This window comes from Terriglobia bacterium, assembly GCA_036496425.1.
GTDB lineage: Bacteria > Acidobacteriota > Terriglobia > 20CM-2-55-15 > 20CM-2-55-15 > 20CM-2-55-15.
In genome coordinates, this window is sequence record DASXLG010000279.1 from 1 (window position 1) to 19,206 (window position 19,206).

Here is a 19,206-nt window from a genome sequence, read left to right on the forward strand (position 1 = left end):
GTTCCGGACTGGCATAACTCGGCGTTAGCAGCCGCTCGACGGTCCCTGTAGAGCCGCCGGCCTGATCCATCAATTTTGCAATGCCGAAGTCCAGCAGTTTCGGCCGGCCGGAAGCATCAACCAGGATGTTCGAGGGCTTCAGATCGCGATGGATGATCAGATGCTGGTGCGCATAACCGACGGCGTCACAAATCTGGAGAAACAACTCCAGTTTTTGCCGCAAGGGCAGCTCTGCAGCAAAACTGTCGATCGGCAGCCCGTCGACGTACTCCATTACGAGGTACGGCCGCCCGTGGATGTCGTGGCCGGCATCGAACACCTGGGCAATAGATGGGTGATTCAAACTGGAGAGGAGCTGGCGTTCCTTCTGAAAGCGTTCGCGCCATGCCGGCCGGGCGGCATCGCGGAGAATCTTGACGGCAACATTCCGCTGAATTTCACCATCCATGCGCTCGCCGAGATAGACGGCGCCCATCCCGCCGGTTCCCAGCAGCCGCACGAGGCGATAGGGTCCGCAAGCCGCAGGTTCGCCCGCTGTGGCCTCCCGCTGCATCTCATCAGCGAACGCCGCGACACAATTCGAGAATTGCTGGTCCCCGGATGCATCGAAGCTGAGGAGGGACTCCACTTCGGCGCAAATGCCGGGAGCGATGCGCCGCTCGCCGAGTATCCGTTTCCGCTCGGCCGCCGAAAGGTCGGCGAGTTCCTGAAATAGCTGGCGGACCTGCGGATTCATTGTCTTTCGTCCAATTGGCCCTTGACGCTGAATCTGCGCCTCAACCATGCCAATGCGAGCCGCAGATCGTGGCGCACCGCATGGACGGAGCGGCCGAGCACAGCGGCCGATTCTTCGGCCGTCATCCCGCCAAAGTAGCGCATCTCTACCAATTCCGCGAGACCCTTGTCCTCAATCGCGAGCGCGTCGAGGGCAGTGTCCAACTCCAGAAGCTGCAACTTTTCCAGGCCGCGCGCGCCATCCACTTCAAGATCGTTCGTAAACCTGAACTCGCCGCCGCGTTTCTTCGTGGAACGCGCTCGCGCATGATCCACAAGAACCTGGCGCATGACACGAGACGCGATCGCCAGGAAATGGGCGCGATCCGCGATCTTCGGCTGATCGATATCGAATAGTTTCAGGTATGCCTCATGGACGAGAGCAGTCGCTTGTAACGTATGGTTGGGCCGCTCCATTCGAATGTGGTGGCCGGCAATTCGATACAATTCGTTGTACAGCGTGGTGACTAGATCATTGAAGGCGCTATGGTCGCCGCTTCTCACTCTCTCCAGAAGCTGAGACACCGGGGAACTCATGCCACCTACACTATCCTTTTGGCGATTTTTTGTGCTAATTTTTCCCGGCAATCTCGCTTAGTTAGTAAATGAGCATTATCCGAAAATCGGCTGTGCCCACGCTCAGCCGCAGTGCCTTCCTGATGCGGGACAACTCCCTGGAGTTCTACCGGGAGTGTGAACGCACCGCGGGAATAGTGGAGACGCATTTCTGGCGGTTGCCGGTCTACATTGTCACAGATCCCGGCCTGATTGAGGATGTACTGGTTCGCAAACAACGTTTCTTCGTTAAATCCGGGGCTCTTCGATCGGCAAAACGGGCGTTCGGAGAGGGTTTGCTGACTTCCGATCGACAATTGTGGCGGCAGCAGCGGCAGATCATGCAACCAGCCTTTCACCCGAACCGGGTGGATGGCTACCGGGCAACCATGGAATCGGCCATGGAGAATCTATTGGCATCCTGGGGTTCCGGCGGTGAACGCAATATTCATCGGGACATGACCGATTTCTGTTTCGAAGTTCTAGCCGTGAGTCTGTTTGGAGAGGACATGTCCGAAGGACGCCTTCTCATTGCGCAAGCCGCAGCCGCGCTTCACAGTTTTCATGATGATTACCTCAAGGCGATCGGTTCCTGGGGCGGCCTTTCGTACGCGCTGCTGCGCGCTATTACCACCGCGGCGGGCCGGCCGGACTTCGTCGTCGATCCGGCGTGCCTGCCGACGGCAAATTCACGGAAATTCCGCGCTGTCATGGATACCCTCGATGCGTTCGTTGAAAGCGTGATCTCGCGGCGCAAGCTTCAACCGCCTCGCGATGACCTTTTAGGGATGTTGATCTCGGCCCGGGACGAATCCGGGCGACCCTTGCCGCCACAGCAGATCCACGATGAAGTGGTGACGATGTTTTTCGCCGGGCACGAGACTGGCGCAGCCGCACTCACCTGGGCGTTTTACCTGCTTGCCCGGCACCCGAAGGCGCAGGCAAAACTGGCCAGTCAAATCGGGACCGGCAATGATGATGAGTTTTCCAACCAGGTGATGCGGGAAGCCATGCGGCTTTATCCGCCGGCGTACCGCATCGGTCGAACCGTGGTCGAAACTTGCACGCTCGGGGGTGTAAAGGTCAGGGCGGGCGGCGAGTTGCTTATACCTCAGTGGGCGGTCCACCGTTCCGAACGTTATTACGAGGAGCCGGAACGTTTCCGGCCGGAGCGCTGGACCGCCGAGTTCACCGCCCATCTTCCCGGCTTTGCCTATTTTCCTTTCGGCGGCGGCCGCCGGACATGCATCGGAAGTGCGTTCGGCATGATCGAAAGTAAGTTCGTGCTGAATCGCGTGCTTCGCCGATTCAAACTGATACGAACCGAACAGGCAGAGCCCGCGCTGCAAATGGGCGTCACACTGCTGCCGAAAGACAGCTCTCTGCAATTAACCGTCGAGCGTCGAAACGATCCGGCACTCCCTTACCGCGAACATCAGTTGGCAGCGGCGGCACCGCGCTGCCCGTTTCACGCCGGGGAAGACTAGAGGAGGACCGATATGGGACAGGGGACTCAGTTACCAGTTGTCAATCACTATACGGCGTACAAAGCCAAACCATTTACCCGGGCGCAGCGTAAAGACGTCACCATCCTTTACGGCGGACTGACGTGGAAGCACGAACGCCTGATACAGGGTGCGTTGCGCAACCTCAAGTACAATGCCGAACCTTTGCCGAACATCCAGAGGGAAGATCTGGACGCCGGAAAAGAAATGATTGATGTGGGCGCCTGCAGTCCAACGATCTTCACCACCGGGAATCTGGTGAACTTCCTCAAGAAAGAGGCCGCCAAACACGGCAAAGAGGAAGTCAATCGCAAGTACGTGTACGTGACTGCCGGAGCTTGCGGGCCGTGCCGCTTTGGCCAATACCACGAGTCGTACTCGATGGCCCTCGACGGGCTTGGCCTGCGCGACTTTCGCATGCTTTTGATGGCGCAGGACGAACTGGACCAGGGCGAGAATGGCGGTAGCGGCCTTGAGGTCAATATGTCCCTGATGCTCGGGCTGGTCTGGGCTGCCCTCTGTGCCGATCTGCTTGGCGATCTGGAGTATTTGATCCGCCCCTATGAGGTCACTCCGGGACAGACCGAAAAGGTGCTCAAGCAAAGCGTTGAGTACCTCTATGAACTGTTCCTCAACCGGCCGAGCCGCGGTGAAAAGTATGGCGCGCTTGCCTGGCACTTGACCACCAACTACTTCACGAAGGCTCTTCGGGAAGTGCGAAAGATGTGGGACACGATCGAAGTGGACCGTCTCCGAGTGAAGCCGAAGGTCAAGATTACCGGTGAATTCTGGTTGCAGACTCATGAGGGTGACGGCAACTACAACATCAAGCGCTGGCTGGAGCAGGAGAATTCGGAAGTCATTCCTCCGGCTGTTGCGGTCTGGTTCGATTACCTCATGCACCCGCTGATTCACAGAATGGAGCACAGGCACGCATATGCCAGGCATCCAAAGGCAATGCAGTTCACTTTGAAGCTCGCCGAGCGGCTCTACGCCGCGACGTACAATCGCCTCCGCAGGGCTTTGGCGAGCCTGCCGAATGAACTCCCCGATCAGGCAGAGTTGGCCAGGCTGGCGGAGCCTTTCTTTCACTTCGAACTGCGCGGCGGCGAAGGACACATGCTGATCGGAAAAGCCCTCTATGTATACCACCACAAGAAAGCGCACATGGTATGCGAGCTGTCGCCGTATTCCTGCATGCCAAACACCATGTCCATAGGGGCTATGGCGAACGTGCTTGGCAAATATCCCGATCTTCTGTATGCGCCGATTGAAGTCAAAGGTGATTCCGACGTGCATGCCTTATCACGCTGCCAGATGATCCTGACCGAGGCTAAACGGCGGGCACAAACGGAGTTTGATGACGCCTTGCGAAGCACCGGTCTGACGATCGACAAAATCCGTCAGTATGAAGTCGAGCATCCCGAACTCCGTAAGGCCACTTATCGCGTGCCGCACCAGGGCCGCGCCGGCTCGGCGGCAAACTACGTCCTGCATCTGGCTTCCGCTCGCGGATTAGGCAAGTGAGCGACGAGGCCAGGATCTGCGGAATCGACGTGGGAAGTACGACCTGCAAGTTCGTGCTGGCTTCCCAGTGCGGCGAAATTCTGGCGCAGGGCTACGAGCGCCATAACACCAGACAGGCGGAGAAGGTCTTCGAATTTCTGAACGCTCTCGAAAGCCTGCATGGCCTGACGCCTCGCCGGGACCGCGTGTTCTTTACGGGTTCGGGCGCCGGGATCATCGCGCCGCTGGTGGGCGCCAAAGTCGTTCAGGAAGTCGTTGCGGTCGCGGCTGCCGTCGAAAAGCTGCATCCAGAAGTACGCTTCGTCTCCGAAATTGGAGGCGAAGACATGAAAACCATCTTCTTCAGTGGGACCGGCCCGAGCAAGACGAAGCAGGTTTTAATGCAGTCCGCCTGTTCCGGCGGCACCGGAACTTTCATTGAAAAGACAGCGCGCAAGCTCGAAATTCCTCCGGAACAGTTGTGTAAGATGCGTTACTCCGGTCACACGCTTCACAAGATCAGCAGCAAATGCGGAATCTTTGCCGAAGCGGACGCCAATACTTTGCTCAAGGCCGGTGTCACGGTGGACGAGATCATCGCTTCGTTATTCGAGGCGGTGGTCTATCAAAACCTGGCAACATTGACTCGCGGCAATACGCCGGCGCCGGAAATTCTTTTGCTGGGCGGACCCAATCTTTTCTTCAGCGGACTTCAGGAAGCGTGGCGCCACCACCTGACCCGGCTGTGGCAGGAGCGTCAGGTCGACCTGCCATGCGGTAAGGATCCGGCATCGCTGATCCGTGTTCCCGACAATGCTCTCTATTATGCGGCGCATGGCTGCGTGGAAGTCGCCATGGACGATTCGCCATCCGCCGGCGTTTACCTGGGATCCGAAAAACTACGCTGGTGGATTGACGAAGGTCAGCACGAGGAGAAGAAGAAGACAGGCCGGGGCGGACTTTGGAAGACGCCCGAAGATCTCGATGCCTTCAAAGCACGCTATGCGCCGGAAAACAACGGTCACGCGGTGCCTCCTGCTCCCGTTGTAACCGCTTCGCGGCCCCTTCCACCGGTCGCCGTCGGTTGCGACTTCGGTTCGACAACTGCCAAGGCCGTGTGCCTGTCAGCGGAAAAAGAGCTGCTTTTCTCCTGTTACGCTCTCAGCAAAGGGAATCCGATCGAGGACGCAAAGGTTCTATTCCGGCAGATCCGGGCCGCGGTAGGCGAGGGCTGCATCCTGAGCCTCGGCATCACCGGCTACGGCAAAGACCTCCTGAAAAGCATCCTCGGCGCCGATTGCTGCGTCGTTGAAACCATTGCGCACGCCAGCGCCGGACTTCACTTCTTCCCGGACGCGGACTGCATCTGCGACGTCGGCGGCGTGGACGTCAAGATCATGATCCTGAACAACGGCGCCGTTACGGATTTCCGCCTGAATTCGCAATGCTCGTCCGGAAACGGCGCGTTTCTGCAGGGCGTCGCTGAACGCTTCAACATCCCGATGGATGAAATGGCGGGCCGCGCTTTTCGTGCCGAGTCGATACCGCAGCTTTCGATGGGATGTGGCGTGTTTCTGCAAAGCGACATCGTCAACCAGCAGCGCAAAGGCTGGCAGGCGGATGAAATCCTTGCCGCCCTCTGCGCGATTCTGCCCCTGAACGTCTGGATTTACGCGGGTGGCCTGAGCAACCTTCAATCGGTCGGCAGGAAATACATTTTGCAGGGCGGAACTCACAAAAATTTAGCCGTCGTGAAGACACAGGTGGACTTCATCCTGTCGAAGGTCCCCGATGCGGACATCGTCGTTCATCCGTATTCCGGCGAAGCCGGGGCAATTGGAGCGGCGCTGGTGGCTTTGGAGTGGTCGGCGAACAACCCGCAAACCAACTTCCGCGGGTTCGAGGCCATCGACCGGCTCACCTACAAGACAACCACCTCGCCGGAAACGGTCTGCTACTGGTGTCCGGTCAACTGCCAGCGCAGTTTTATTGATGTCCAACTGGTGGGCGGCCTGGGCCGATCCTGGAGCAAGGTTCCCGTAAATGAGGGTTGGGAGAGGGTGATCGTGAACAACTCGTGCCCGAAGGGTTTGGTTGAAGATTTGACTGAAATGAAGGTCATCAAAACGGAGATCGAGAAGACGAAAAATGGGTTTCCTAACGTTGCCGACCTGGTTCGCAAAGAAGCCTTCCGCCGCGCGACCGTTTAAAGACCGTTCGCAGATTCGCGTCGGGATCCCGAAGGTGCTGAACATCTGGACGACTCACCAGTTCTGGCTGGGTTTCCTGATGTCGCTGGGGATCGCTTCCGAGAACATCGTCTTCAGCTCCGACACTTCCGAAGAACAGGGACGTGAATACGGTAAGGGCCGTGGAACCGTCGATTGTTGCTATCCGGTAAAGTGCATCAGCGGTCATTACGGCGAACTGATTTTCGGCCTGAAGAAGAAGATCCACATTCTCCTCAGCCCTATGATTCATTCTCTGCCTTCGATCTTACACGGTCATGTTGTCGACACCCTCACCTGCACGCGTGTGATGGCCGGACCGGAGAACATCAAAGCCGGCTACATGAAGGGACGCGATGTCTTCAACGAAAACGGGATAGCGCACGTTTCACCTTTTGTCAGCCTGGGTGACCGGCATATGGTTACGGAACAACTTCACTCCCAGTTAAAAGACATCTTCAACCTCGATCTGGAAGAAACCTCACGCGCGGTGCGGGACGGGTTCACAGCTTTGGATGCCTTCACGGAAAAAGCCCGCAATCAAAGCCGCGGCATTCTGGATTGGTGCGCGCAAGAGCGGAAGCCTTGTATTCTCGTGCTGGCGCGCCCCTACCATATGGATACGGGCATCGGCCACGAGATCGAAGGAGATCTACAGGCCTACGGATATCCGATACTGTGGCTGCAATACCTCCCTGGCGATGAGGACCTGATGAAATGGCTATTCGAAGAAGACCTGGACTCGGGCCGGATCAAGAGTCCCTTCGATATCGGCGATGTATGGCAGTCATCCTACAGCAGCAACACCAATGAGATCATGTGGGGCGCCAAAGTGGCCGCACGCTGCCCTTGGATCACCGCCGTGGTCCGTCTTTCCAGCTATGAGTGCGGCATGGACCAACCGACTTACACGCCTGCACAAAAGATTGTTGAAGCGACCGGAACGCTGTTCTTCAAATTCGGCGATCTGGACTCGACCAAACCTGCAGGTAGCGTTAGAATTCGGGTTGAGACCATCGTGCATTACATGGCGAGGTATTCAGAGGAAATTATCCAGCGCAAGCTCGCCCGGCTTTCGCCGAACTGCCCGGTCCCGCGGGCGACGGCGTGAACCGATTCGAGGTGTTTGCAATTCATGGCGATCCTGATCTTTTTTGTGGCCCATTGGTTCTTATCCTTGTTCTCCCAGACGTTCTTTCTCCACCGTTATGGCGCACACAGAATGTTTACGCTTTCGCCCCGGGCCGAGCGTTTTTTTTACCTGCTCACCGCGGCGACGCAAGGGCCTTCGTTTCTGGTGCCGAAGGCGTACGCGGTTCTGCATCGAATGCATCACGCATTCAGCGATACCGAACAGGATCCGCATTCGCCGCGTTTCTTTCGCGATCCGGTCCGGATGATGAAGCATACGGAGACGATCTACCGGGGAATCCTGCGCAAGCCGGCGACCGCGGCGCCCGAGTTCGCTGCCGAGGCGCCCGAGTGGGAAACGGTCGACAAGATTGCCGGGTCCTGGTATATACGAGTTGCGTGGGGAGTGATGTACTCACTCTTTTATCTTCGCTTTGCCAGTTCACCCTGGCTGTTTCTTCTGTTGCCCTTTCACTTTCAGATGGGTGTTTTTCATGGCGCCATCGTCAATTGGTGCGGACATCGATACGGCTACCGGAATTATCCTGCCCACGACGAGTCCCGCAATGCCCTTCCGATCGATTTCCTGATGATGGGCGAGTTGTACCAGAACAATCATCACCGGCATCCGAAAGCAGCTAATTTTGCCGTGCGTTGGTTCGAACTCGATCCCGCCTACCCCATCATCTGGTTGCTGAAACAGATGCGGATCGTTCGCTATGGAATCGGCGCATAGACCTGTGAACCCCAATTGGAAATGGAACCCGGTTCGGGGCGAATACGAGATGGCCGATTCCCTCCGGTTCCAGGGAACCGGAGAGATCCCGGCTATCGACAGCTTCCGCGGTCAAACGATCTTCATTATCGGTAGCACGGGCTTCCTGGGTAAGGTCCTGCTGGCGATGATTCTGGACTGCTTCCCCGAATTCAAACATTTGATCGTCCTGGTGCGAGGCAGGAAGGACATGCCGGCGGAGAAACGGTTCTTCTCCGAAGTGCTGCAGTCGCCGCCCCTGGAGGCGGTCATCGAACGGATGGGCGGTGAGCAGGCCGTCCGCCGGAAGGTCACAGTGCTGGAAGGCGATCTCGACAGGCCGTTGTGCGGACTGCCTCTGGATCGGATCGCAGAACTCAAGCGCAAGGTAGACATCGTGGTCAATCTCGCGGGCCTGGTCGACTTCGATCCGCCTTTAAACGATGCATTAGTGTCAAACGTTTATGGGACACAGCACGTTATTGAACTCGTTAAACAGCTCGACTCCAGACTGCTGCACATCTCTACAGCCTATGTCACCGGCCAGAAGGATGGCTACATTCTCGAAAACACACCGATCGCCGGTTTCTTTCCGCTGCGAGGACAGCGTGAAGGCGAAGAGTTTTCGGTAATGGATGAATTGAAGTGGTGCGAACGCTTTATCGAGGAAACCCGGCTGCACCGGGATCTGCAACGGCGGGGCGGCATGAACCGTGCGCGGCAGTGGGGCTGGATCAACACCTACACGTACACGAAAAGCATGGGCGAGCAGCTGATCGCACAAACGCCGGGATTACAGTATGCCATCGTCCGGCCGGCCATCGTTGAATCGTCACTGCGGTTTCCGTTTCCCGGTTGGAATGAAGGATTCACTACTTCAGCGCCACTCGTCTTCATGGGAGGCGATGGTGTCAAGAGCTGGCCGGTGCGTGAGGACGGGCCGCTCGAGGTCATCCCGGTCGATCTGGTCGCCAGTGGCATTTTGATCGTCATGGCTGCGCTTTTAGTTGGGAAAAATAAGCCGGTCTACCATCTTGCTACTGCCGAATCGAACCCGATCTTGTTTCGCCGGCTGGTTGAGTTTTTTGGAATGAGCGCGAGATCCAGACATAAACACAGAAAGGAGGGAAGCCTGCTCATCAACCTGTGGAAAGCGTACTCGGATACTCACGCCGTTTCCTTAAACACGCTGCAATCCCGGCGGGCTCGACTCCAGCAATGCCTCGATGTTCTGCAAACGGTTCTGAGGTTGGGGAAAATCATGGCGGGACGGGACGCAGTGACTCCATATCTCAAACGTCTTCGACATGAACGCCACCAGGTTCGCGCTCAGGAGATACTGCTCGATAAGTTTCTACCCTTCCTGCTCGACCACAGCTATACCTTCGAAACACGCAACATTCGCGAAACAGCTGCAATGCTCAGTAATGCGGATCTTAAGCGCCTGAAGTGGGATCCTGAAACCATCGATTGGGCAGACTATTGGATGAACATCCATACCAAAGGCATTGAGAAATGGATCCGGCCAAAGGTTTTACTGGCGGGACAATCTGCCGAATCAATAAAGACTCAATTGCGCCTGACCCTGCGGCGCCGGACGGTGTGACGGTCGCCTTCGTTATTTCTCTTCATCCTCGAGGCCGGTCGCGAAATTATCGATTTCGACTTCGTCTACACCACTTTCCTCATCCTCGGGGCCGAAGATCTGGCCGGTGAACTTCTCCTTGAGCGCTTTCTTGCCGCCTTCGGGTTTAAAGACCTTACGGGCGCGCGCCGGCTTGGCATCCGGACCGAAGTTCTTTCGCGCAGGACGGTCGCGTTCCGAGGCCGCAGGATCGGAGAAATCCGGCGAAGACGGACGCATCGGCGGCCCCATTGGTCTGGCGCCAGGCGCCGAGGGTCTCGGGCCGAATGACGGACGAAAGCCTCCACCACCGCCTGGCGGCCGCGGCCCGGCTTCTCTCGCTCGCGCCTCGTTGACGGCGAGCGAGCGGCCTTTGAACGGCTGATTGTTGAACTGCTGAATTGCCGCCTGTGCCTGCGCCGCGTCTGCGAATTCGACAAACGCGAAGCCACGCTTTCTCCCAGTCTCGCGGTCGAGTGGAATCGAAACGTACGAAAGAGTGCCTACCGCCGAAAAATGCTGGCGGATTTCGTCCTCCGTTGCGTCGTAGGGAAGATTCCCGACAAATAGACGGACTGACATCGTTACCTCATCAAACCTTTGATCATATGACTTGGATGAAGAGGGGCCTCACACGAACAGGGCGGAATGGAGTGTTGGAGTGACCGTTTTGAACATCAAGAAGATATTACCGCTTTACTCAACAGATTTCAACGTTATGGAGCCTTGGAAATGAGCACGTTCGGAACAAAAGTAAAATCCGCCCGCAGTTGCCTGATGAGTTTGGAGTCCGCGGTAAACACCACTTCTTTGTGCACCTGACTCGGATTACGGGCGTCGATGATCTGTACTTTGAACTCATTGCCCGTGAGGAACTCTTCGGGTGAATATACATAGCTGCCCGCATAGGCCTGATCGACGAAATGGCTGTTTTTCTGATCGGAGCTGCCTTCAATCACCTGGCGGCCGGGCATGATCGGCTCGACGAGTTCTCCGTCACGGTACAGGCGGAATTCGAGGAACTCGCCCTTGAATTCCATTTCCGTGCGGCCGGCCTTGCCGAAACGCAGCGGCGACGGGATCATCCGGGCGGGCATACCGCGTTTCGTCGGGCCGCTTTCAGGACGGATGTCGAATGTCACGGCATAGTCGAGCGACGTTTCCGTCGAACGGTGCCATTCGTAATAGGGCTCTTCGATCCCATGCTCTGCAGAGGACGAGTCGGAAATGTGCTGGCCGCGGCGTTCCTGCCGGTTAAATGCGCGTCTCTTTTCGGCCACGACCTGAAGCTTTCCGATAAGCACGGGAGTGATCGCAGTGACCGTAAAATCGCCGGCTTTGAATTTGTAAGCTTCGAAGTCCAGCGCCTCGCTTTCGATTTTGTGATTCAGAACATCGACCGGATACCGCACTTCACTCAACGAACGGAGTTGATTCGCAGGCGGCTCGGTATTCATGCTCTCGGCCATCAGGTCGGCCGACGACAGGAAGTCCCGCAACGTGCCGACCCGAATCGCTCCGGCAATATTCGACTCGCCGAACGTATTGATGCCGATGACCTCTCCTTCCTGATTCATGAGCGGGCCCCCGGAATTGCCGGCCTGAAGCAGGAAATCGCCAAGGAGAGTGTCCTGGTCGACTTTCGATAAGATCCCCTGGGTCATAAGGAATTTCTGATTCAGCGGAGAACCGATCGCGACAACAGGAATACCCACCTTGACTGTGGACTCTTTTTCTTCCGCCAGGATGGCGAGCGGCTCGATGTTCTGAACCACTTCGCTGTTCACTTTGAGAACTGCCATGTCATATTGAGGATTCACCGCTGCCACTGCCGCCTTGAATTTCCGTCCATCCGGAAACTGCACGGCCAGGTATCGCGAGTTGCGAATGACATGATAGTTCGTCGCAATATGGCCGAAGCGCGTGATCAGAAAGCCTGATCCGGAGCCATCATCCGTCGTGACTTGAACAACCGCGGGAGATGCCTTCTCATACAACTTCGAGTAGTCGTTCACAATCGCTTGAGCGTAAACAGCAGTGGGAATAAGGAAGGCAGCGATCAACAAGCCGGCGGCCCTTTTCATGGCGTTTCTCCTACTGGTTGTCAAGCAAGAGGGGTGCCAAATCGATCTTCAGATTTTTTGAGGAGCCGGCTGAGGTTTCAATGATCTCGTAAAGTTCCTGCGAACGGATCGGCTTGCAGATATACGCATCCATGCCTGCATCGAGGCAGCGCTGGCGGTCGCCCTTCATGGCATATCCCGTCATCGCGATAATCGGCACGTGATCACCTGTGGTCTTTTCTTTCTCTCGAATGGCAGCTGTGGCCTGAAAACCGTCCATCTGCGGCATCTGCACATCCATCAGGATGACGTCGAAGCGTTCGCTCGCGTAGGCGGCAAGCGCCTCGGCGCCGTTGCCCGCAATCCGGACGATGTGCCCCCGCATCTGAAGAAATTCGAGCGCCACCTGCTGGTTGATTTCGTTATCCTCCGCAAGCAACACCCGCAGCCGCCGCTCCGCCTGCATCATGCGGGTTTCAGCCGGCTTCTCTTCGGCAGCCGTCTCTTCTTCGATTTCGAAATTCACGGTGAAGTGAAAGGAACTGCCGTGTCCGACTTTGCTGTCGACCCAGATACGCCCCCCCATCAAGGAAACAAGTTGCAGGCAGATCGATAAACCAAGTCCGGTGCCGCCATAGCGCCGGGTCATCGAGCCGTCGGCCTGGACGAACGATTCGAAGATGACCTCTTGTTTATTCTCGGGGATGCCGATGCCGGTGTCGCTGACAACGAAGTGAAGGCAGATGGCGTTACTGGGCTGAGCGGCCTTGGGATCGTCTTCGCGTTCGACCATGACGAAGACTTCGCCGTGTTCCGTAAACTTGATCGCATTCCCCACCAGATTCATCATGATCTGGCGGAGCCGCGTCGAGTCGCCGCGAAGCCCGTCAGGCACCTGGGTCGAAACCTGGCAGGCAAGCTCGATATCTTTTTCGGCAGCCCGGGAAGCCAGCACTTCCAGCGTGTCGTTCAAGGCGTCACGGAGGCCGAAGGGATTCGGATGCAAATCGAGCTTTCCGGCCTCGATTTTCGAAAAATCCAGAATATCGTCGATGATCTGCAGCAGCGAATTCGCAGACTGTTGAACCGTATTCAGATACCGCCTCTGCTCGGGCCTGGGATCGGATGTCAGTGCAAGTTCCGTCATCCCGAGAATCGCATTCATCGGCGTGCGAATCTCGTGGCTCATGTTCGCAAGGAACTCGCTCTTCGCCTGGTTCGCCGCTTCGGCTTTGACCTTTTCTTCTTCCAGTTGCCGGGAATTGCGCACAAGCTGGCGGTTCAACCGCCGGATCTCGCTGGTAATCTCAGCGCTCTTGTTGCGCAATTCTTCCGCCGGCTTGGACACAATCGCCAGATAGATGTTGGCGCCGTAGATGTACGCCATCTTCAGGATTTCAATTCGCCAGTCGATGGTGCGGCCTTCGATAAAAGTGAGGTAAAGAAGGAACAGGAAGTACGAGGCCAGCGACAGATGCGCAAACAGCAACACGCGCTTGAAGGTCGTGTACGTCTGATCCGATACCCGGACAACCCCCAGGAAAAACAGCAGACTCTTGTCCGCACCGGTCCGATAGATCGCACCCAGCCAGAACAGCAGGTCCACGATCAGAAAAAGCAGCGACAGGTCGAGAGCTTTGACCTTCTTATAGAGGCTTCGAAGAATCAGCCACGAGCCGACGCAATAAGCCGCAAATATCGCTACAAACGTGAGATAGCGGTACCAGACGAACGGCGGAGCAATCAGGATGTCATAAAGAAGGACACAGAGGCACAGGATGATCGAGCCAAGTCCTCGCAAAAGCGGGACTTGTACGACATTCAACCGGTAGTTCTGGTCTGGCGTTCGCTCTGTTTCGTTTCGGGAGTCCATGTAAAGGGGCCGCCAGAGTTTACCACCTTGTCGGACGGGCGCCAATCCCGATCGCAACCAGGAAAATCGCGCTCTTTCCACTGGCATGCGGCGAGAAGAACGCAGTTACATCGTCATCAAAGAACGTTAAACCGGTTGCACCTAAACGCTGGGCATAAGCGGCGAGATACATCTTGCCGCCCAGTATCCCGGACTCGAGCTGAACGGCGCGGTAGCCCCGATTCCCAAAACGGTCGAGAACCGAATGAAGATCGGCCATAAAGAAGACATCGACGGCAGCGTCACCGGGCAGCTCCTGGCCAAGACCAAGATACCGGGCATTGCTTCTGAAGTTGCCGGCTTTCAGGCATTCAAGCGTATGGCTGCCGGGCTGATAAAAATAGGAGCCGGACTCTAAGCCTTCCACGGCATTGACGATGAGGTACAGGTCGTTGAGCGCCGGAAAGTCCGCAGGAATGCCCTGAGTCGATGCCACAAGAATAGTTTGAAGCTGTTCCCGCGTCATCGACTTGCGCTCGAACTTTCGCGAAGAGCCACGCCGCAAAATGACCTGCTCAATGGTGTCGCTGGAAACGGACAATGATTTCAACATTGATTGTGAGCGACCCCCTGCCGGCCGCTTCGCGGCCGGCAGGGGGTCGCTCACGCGGACCTCTTGAATGGACGACGCTTCGTGCATCGCCCGCATTTCCGGATAATCCACTTCCTTCTCGGACAGCGCAACCGTCGGCAAGTTCAGCTTCGGCATTTCACCCGACGCTGCAGGCAGCGGCTCATCCGTGTGTCCGATCGACACCAGCGAAAACGCCACTTCCTTGTTTATGTCGATATCGAGCAACCGGTTCACGTCCCCGTCGATGAACTCGCAATGAACCTCCGCCGGGAGCTGGAGCGCGGCAGTCATCGCCAGCAGGTTCGCGATGATCGTTCCGTTGTCCCAGCCGAAATGGCGGTAAGTCCGGGCTCGGTATTTCCACGCATTCCGCCAGTACGTCCCTGTACAAACGACGACCGCCGGCGCTTGAATTCCGACAACCCCGCGATAGTCTCCGCTCCTCAACAGCCGCAGCGCAAAATCCCCCGGGCCGAAGTGATAGACACCCGCGTTCAATCCCGGCAGATCCCCGCAGACGAGGTAGAGTTCGATTTCGTACAACGCGCCCGTGCAGGAGGCGGCGCGAAAATACGTCTCGCCGCCGGAGTACGTCTTCTTCTTCGTGATGCCTGCCGAGAAATAGAAGAGGCGTCCGAGGTCTGCGAGCGATGGAATCGGATTACCACCGGCCGGCGGAGCGGTCGACGAAATCGCGGACAGGGCGGAGATCCCAGTCAGGTCCGCATCTCGCGGCAGGGGAATGGGTTCCACGGTCGTATAGATCTTGAGAGTCTTCGGCTGATTCGCCCAATCCAGGTAATGTGGCGAGGAACGAAGGCTCCACTCCGAATGTTTCGTGGCGTTGTGGTAGGCCCAGGCCCGGCTCGTATCGCGGTTGGAGCTGTCTGAGAGCATGAGATTCAGTATAATGGTCTCGCAACTATGAAAGAGACAAAGCAGAACATTCGATATCTCGGCTTTGAAAGCGTGCCCGACGGCCGCCGCTTCGACTTCTCGATCACCGGCACAAACCTGGAAGCCACGCGGGTTTCTCTCGAAATCCCGGCGTTGATGTTCAGCGGCGACAATAAAATCACTTTCCAGGAAAGCGCCAAGATCTGCTACGAGAAGCTGCGTGTCCTGCTCGAGCGGGAGCAGATCCAGGCGGCCATGAAAATCCGGCTGACCGGCGACGACATCGCGCAATTCCGCCACATTCCACGCGGCCGTCCCCGTTTTCCAAAGACCGAAAACTAAATTCGCGTGGGCGCAATCGATCCAGCCGCCTTCCGGCGTTTCGAACACCTCGGCTGGCAGGAGATTGCGAACCGTTATCACAGCGGGTTTGCCGCTGTGACGACGCAATCCACAGAGGCCTTGCTGGACGCCGCGCGAGTAGACAACGGCATGCGGACACTCGACGTCGCCTGCGGTCCCGGCTACATCACGGTGGCCGCCGCTTCCCGCGGAGCCATTGCGACCGGAATCGACTTTTCATCGGAAATGATTCAGGAGGCCGGCACCCGCTATCCGGGCCTGGATTTTCGCGAAGGCGATGCCGAACAGCTTGCCTTTAGCGACGCCGAGTTCGGCGCGGTCGTCTGCAATTTCGGAATGCTGCATCTCGGGCGGCCCGAAGCGGCGATTCAGGAAGCACACAGGGTCCTGCGCCACGGGGGCCGGCTTGCTTTCACCGTATGGGACACGGCCGATAAGGCCATCGCATTCGGAATCATGATTGGCGCGATCCAGAAGTTTGGCGATATGAGTGTCCCGATACCGCCGGGCCCCCCGTTCTTTCGCTTCAGTGATCCCGAGGAATGCAAGCGCGTCCTGATCGCGGCCGGTTTTCGAAATCCCGCTGTCAGCCATGTCCCGCAGGTATGGCGGCTTGAGTCTCCTGATGCTCTCTTCGATGTGATGTACCACGGCTCCGTCCGCAACGCCGCGCTCCTCCGCGCGCAGAAACCGGATGTGCTGGAAGCGATACGTGAGGAGATCCGGCGCAGTGTGGAAGAGCAGCGGCTCGAGTTGCCGATGCCTTCGGTGCTGGCGGCCGCAGAAAAGTTGTAGTCGCGGGCTAAAGCCCGCGCCTACATTCAGATGCGCAGCTGATCGCGGCCGACGACGATTTCTCCGTCAAAGAACTTCCTGATCTCCGCGGTGTATGGGTCTGCGGCCGGACCGCCGCGCGGCCCTGCCCCGCCCACCTGGTGCGTGAGCACGACGGTTTTTACTTTGGCCGCTGCGGCCATCCGTCCAACGTCTTCGGTAGAGGAGTGCGTTTCAATAACGTGACGGGCAATACTCTCCCCGGCTGAAGCCGCGCCGCGTCCATCGGCCTGCGGCTGGGCCGGCCCCGCCCCCGTTCCCCTCACCTCGCATACAAGAACATCCGCCTCGCGCGCGAGTTCGATCAGGCCGGTCGAATACGCCGTATCGCCCGAGAAAACAATCGAGCGGTCGGGCATATTGAACCGGTAAGCGAACGAACGATATGGCATTTTCTCCTTCGCTCGATCTGGGAAATGCGTATTTTCGACGGCGCTGACCGTGACACGTTCGTCACGAAACACTTCGGTGATCTTCGGCGCAGACACGTCATGGCCGGTATACAGCGTCTCCGGCCGAACGGTGCGGCCTTCATCGGTCATACGAATCTCTGCGTCGGCTTTGAAAAAGGCGAGGGCGGCATCCACCAGCGCTTTGGTGCCGAATGGGCCGTAAACAGCCGCCGGCGGAGGATTGTTTTGTCCTCCGGTCCATTTGTGAGACAGAAGCGCGGCCAGATCGGAGGTGTGATCGTTGTGCAGATGGGTCAAAAAAATGTTACGAATATCGTTGATCCGGATACCCGCTTCGACCAGAGCCCTCACCGTCCCGTAGCCGCAGTCGACAAGGTATGGCTGGCCTCCGGCGATCACCACACTGGCCGCCTCCGAACGCATTAACGAAACGTTCGGGCCGCCCTGCGTTCCGAGAAGTATCAGCGTCGTTTTGGCTGGTGCAGCTCCGGCTTGAGCAAACGCCGTCGAGAACGCGGAAGCGCCCGCTTCGGCAAGTGCAAGAAACGCCATGTTCCGGAGAAATACACGCCGGTTCCAGACAGGGTGATCCTCGAATTTGTGCTTCATATTTGAAACGAGAATAGTCCAGAGTTGAGTCCACAGAAACTTTAAATCGATGAACTGTGGACCGCCCTCCACCAATCTCCGCCGAAGAATAAGGTCATCAGGTTGACTTCCATTTCGTCGCCACGAAACGGAAGTCCGCGGCTCGAACTTCGGTTTCATCGCCGCGAAATGGATCTTCGATCGCCTACGGAGCTATACCATTGACATGATAAGGTTTATAGCCAGATACTAGCGGAGCGTCCCTAATTCCTTGGCATTGTATATGAATCAACCGCTTTGCCTCACTTTCGGTGCACTGTTTCTAGTTGGAGTTGCGGTTGCCGCTTTGCCAAGCCAGACGACCTCCACGCTGATATTTGATGCGGCGAGTTTGAAGGAAACGCCTCCGGCTGATGGTCAAGTGGGCACATTCTTCACCTATGCGGGCGGACGGATGTATCTGCGCGGATGCACGCTGCAATTGCTTATTTTCGAAGCCTACAAGGTTCAGCCCTTTCAGATTCTGAACGCGCCGGCATGGGTTCAAGAGACTCGTTACAGCATCGATGCGGTTCCTCCACCGATTCCCAAACTGGCGGACTACCATCCTTCGAACCCCAAACTCATTCCACCGGACGAAGAACTGACCATGCTCCAGGCCCTCCTCGCGGATCGCTTTCAGTTGAAAGTTCATGAGGAGATGAAGGATGGACCGGGTTATGCGATTATCCGTGGTGATCGTCCGCTGCGTCTGAACGAGCCGGCGGATAAGACCGAACGGCCTGTCGTTACTCTGGTGAATGCGGGAACAAGCTTCTACAGACAGGGAATCAACTCGTCGATGGCAGATCTGGCGTCCTTTATCGCCCGAGATTTGAAGGAGCCCGTGCTGGATCAGAGCGGAATTGCGGGGTCCTACGATTTCAAGTTTGATTGGGTTCCCGATCCTTCGGATACTACTCCGGGTGGTTACCTTTTCGCCGCCATCCAGCAGATTGGTCTGCAGCTCAAGGCGATCAAGGTTCCTGTCCAATATATCGTGATTGACCACGTTGAGAAGCCACGGTTGGATTAGTTTTCGGCGCGAACCTGCCAATGAGTAAAACATTCCTAAAATTGGAGACATTTTTTCCGGTAAGCTGCAAGGGCTTCCGTTCGGATAAACCGTTGAATCCCTAATGGTAAGGGCGAAAGACTCTCTGGAACCCAACCTGCTCCTTGGTTAGAGGGCTGACGGCCGGAGTGCGAACCACGGCGAAGCTCTGAAGAGAAAACCCGGCGGTGAATCGGAACGGGTCTCGCGAGTCTGCACTGAATGACATATCCTCTGGACAAACTGGCGAAGGAACGGCTGTCGCGAATCGTTGAATCCTCCGACGATGCGATCATCAGCAAAGATCTCAACGGTATCATCATCTCCTGGAATGCCGCGGCCGAACGGATGTTCGGCTACACGGCGGCCGAAGCGGTCGGGCAATCCATTCG

At 57.0% G+C, this 19,206-nt stretch carries 17 protein-coding genes; 10 read left to right on the top strand and 7 right to left on the bottom strand.

Features of this window, described 5'->3' with window-relative positions; translation table 11 throughout:
* Both VGK48_20270 and VGK48_20275 read right to left on the bottom strand, forming a co-directional pair.
* A partial coding sequence (locus tag VGK48_20270) for a serine/threonine-protein kinase (protein HEY2383516.1) occupies positions 1-736 on the bottom strand: 736 nt, incomplete at its 3' end.
* A complete protein-coding gene (locus tag VGK48_20275) occupies positions 733-1,311 on the bottom strand; it encodes a sigma-70 family RNA polymerase sigma factor (protein ID HEY2383517.1) in 579 nt (192 codons plus the stop codon). The genes VGK48_20270 and VGK48_20275, both read right to left, overlap by 4 nt.
* Positions 1,312-1,379: 68 nt before the next feature.
* On the opposite strand from VGK48_20275, the gene VGK48_20280 reads away from it, so the two are divergent.
* Genes VGK48_20280 through VGK48_20305 form a run of 6 tightly spaced genes read left to right on the top strand, consistent with a single transcriptional unit; the run spans position 1,380 to position 10,059 of the window.
* Positions 1,380-2,816 carry a cytochrome P450 gene (locus tag VGK48_20280; GenBank protein ID HEY2383518.1) on the top strand — a complete coding sequence of 479 codons (1,437 nt, stop codon included), beginning with the start codon at positions 1,380-1,382 and terminating at the stop codon, positions 2,814-2,816.
* Positions 2,817-2,828: 12 nt separating this feature from the next.
* Entirely contained in the window at positions 2,829-4,361 is a 1,533-nt protein-coding gene (locus tag VGK48_20285; protein HEY2383519.1) for a hypothetical protein, read from the top strand.
* Entirely contained in the window at positions 4,358-6,550 is a 2,193-nt protein-coding gene (locus tag VGK48_20290; GenBank protein HEY2383520.1) for a BadF/BadG/BcrA/BcrD ATPase family protein, read from the top strand. The genes VGK48_20285 and VGK48_20290 overlap by 4 nt, the downstream gene beginning before the upstream one ends.
* Positions 6,489-7,679 (top strand): acyl-CoA dehydratase activase-related protein, encoded by a 1,191-nt coding sequence (locus VGK48_20295; GenBank protein ID HEY2383521.1) that lies wholly within the window; start codon positions 6,489-6,491, stop codon positions 7,677-7,679. The genes VGK48_20290 and VGK48_20295 overlap by 62 nt, the downstream gene beginning before the upstream one ends.
* 24 nt (positions 7,680-7,703) lie before the next feature.
* Positions 7,704-8,435: an acyl-CoA desaturase gene (locus VGK48_20300; GenBank protein ID HEY2383522.1), complete on the top strand. Its 732-nt coding sequence runs from the start codon at positions 7,704-7,706 to the stop codon at positions 8,433-8,435.
* Between the two features lie 4 nt (positions 8,436-8,439).
* On the top strand, positions 8,440-10,059 hold the full coding sequence (locus VGK48_20305) for an SDR family oxidoreductase (protein HEY2383523.1): 1,620 nt from the start codon (positions 8,440-8,442) through the stop codon (positions 10,057-10,059).
* 12 nt (positions 10,060-10,071) lie between these two features.
* Here VGK48_20305 and VGK48_20310 read toward each other — a convergent pair whose 3' ends face one another.
* The 4 genes from VGK48_20310 to VGK48_20325 all read right to left on the bottom strand — a co-directional run bounded on the left by VGK48_20310 (position 10,072) and on the right by VGK48_20325 (position 15,523).
* A complete protein-coding gene (locus VGK48_20310; GenBank protein HEY2383524.1) occupies positions 10,072-10,659 on the bottom strand; it encodes a hypothetical protein in 588 nt (195 codons plus the stop codon).
* Between the two features lie 134 nt (positions 10,660-10,793).
* On the bottom strand, positions 10,794-12,161 hold the full coding sequence (locus VGK48_20315) for a trypsin-like peptidase domain-containing protein (protein ID HEY2383525.1): 1,368 nt from the start codon (positions 12,159-12,161) through the stop codon (positions 10,794-10,796).
* Between the two features lie 10 nt (positions 12,162-12,171).
* Entirely contained in the window at positions 12,172-14,013 is a 1,842-nt protein-coding gene (locus VGK48_20320; GenBank protein ID HEY2383526.1) for an ATP-binding protein, read from the bottom strand.
* 19 nt (positions 14,014-14,032) lie between these two features.
* Positions 14,033-15,523, bottom strand: a complete 1,491-nt coding sequence (locus VGK48_20325; protein HEY2383527.1) for a SagB family peptide dehydrogenase — start codon at positions 15,521-15,523, stop codon at positions 14,033-14,035.
* Between the two features lie 27 nt (positions 15,524-15,550).
* On the opposite strand from VGK48_20325, the gene VGK48_20330 reads away from it, so the two are divergent.
* Together VGK48_20330 and VGK48_20335 are read left to right on the top strand one after the other, a co-directional pair.
* Positions 15,551-15,865 (top strand): hypothetical protein, encoded by a 315-nt coding sequence (locus VGK48_20330; GenBank protein HEY2383528.1) that lies wholly within the window; start codon positions 15,551-15,553, stop codon positions 15,863-15,865.
* 6 nt (positions 15,866-15,871) lie between these two features.
* Positions 15,872-16,681, top strand: coding sequence for a class I SAM-dependent methyltransferase (locus VGK48_20335; protein ID HEY2383529.1), 810 nt, complete (start codon positions 15,872-15,874; stop codon positions 16,679-16,681).
* Positions 16,682-16,707: 26 nt separating this feature from the next.
* Here VGK48_20335 and VGK48_20340 read toward each other — a convergent pair whose 3' ends face one another.
* Positions 16,708-17,742, bottom strand: a complete 1,035-nt coding sequence (locus VGK48_20340; GenBank protein HEY2383530.1) for an MBL fold metallo-hydrolase — start codon at positions 17,740-17,742, stop codon at positions 16,708-16,710.
* A 262-nt stretch (positions 17,743-18,004) separates the two neighbouring features.
* Between VGK48_20340 and VGK48_20345 the strand changes: the two genes are divergently transcribed.
* The gene (locus tag VGK48_20345; GenBank protein ID HEY2383531.1) at positions 18,005-18,796 is read left to right on the top strand and encodes a TIGR03435 family protein; all 792 of its coding nucleotides are present in this window, start codon (positions 18,005-18,007) and stop codon (positions 18,794-18,796) included.
* A 240-nt stretch (positions 18,797-19,036) separates the two neighbouring features.
* Positions 19,037-19,206, top strand: a 170-nt coding sequence (locus VGK48_20350; protein ID HEY2383532.1) for a PAS domain S-box protein, incomplete at its 3' end; no start/stop codon positions are given.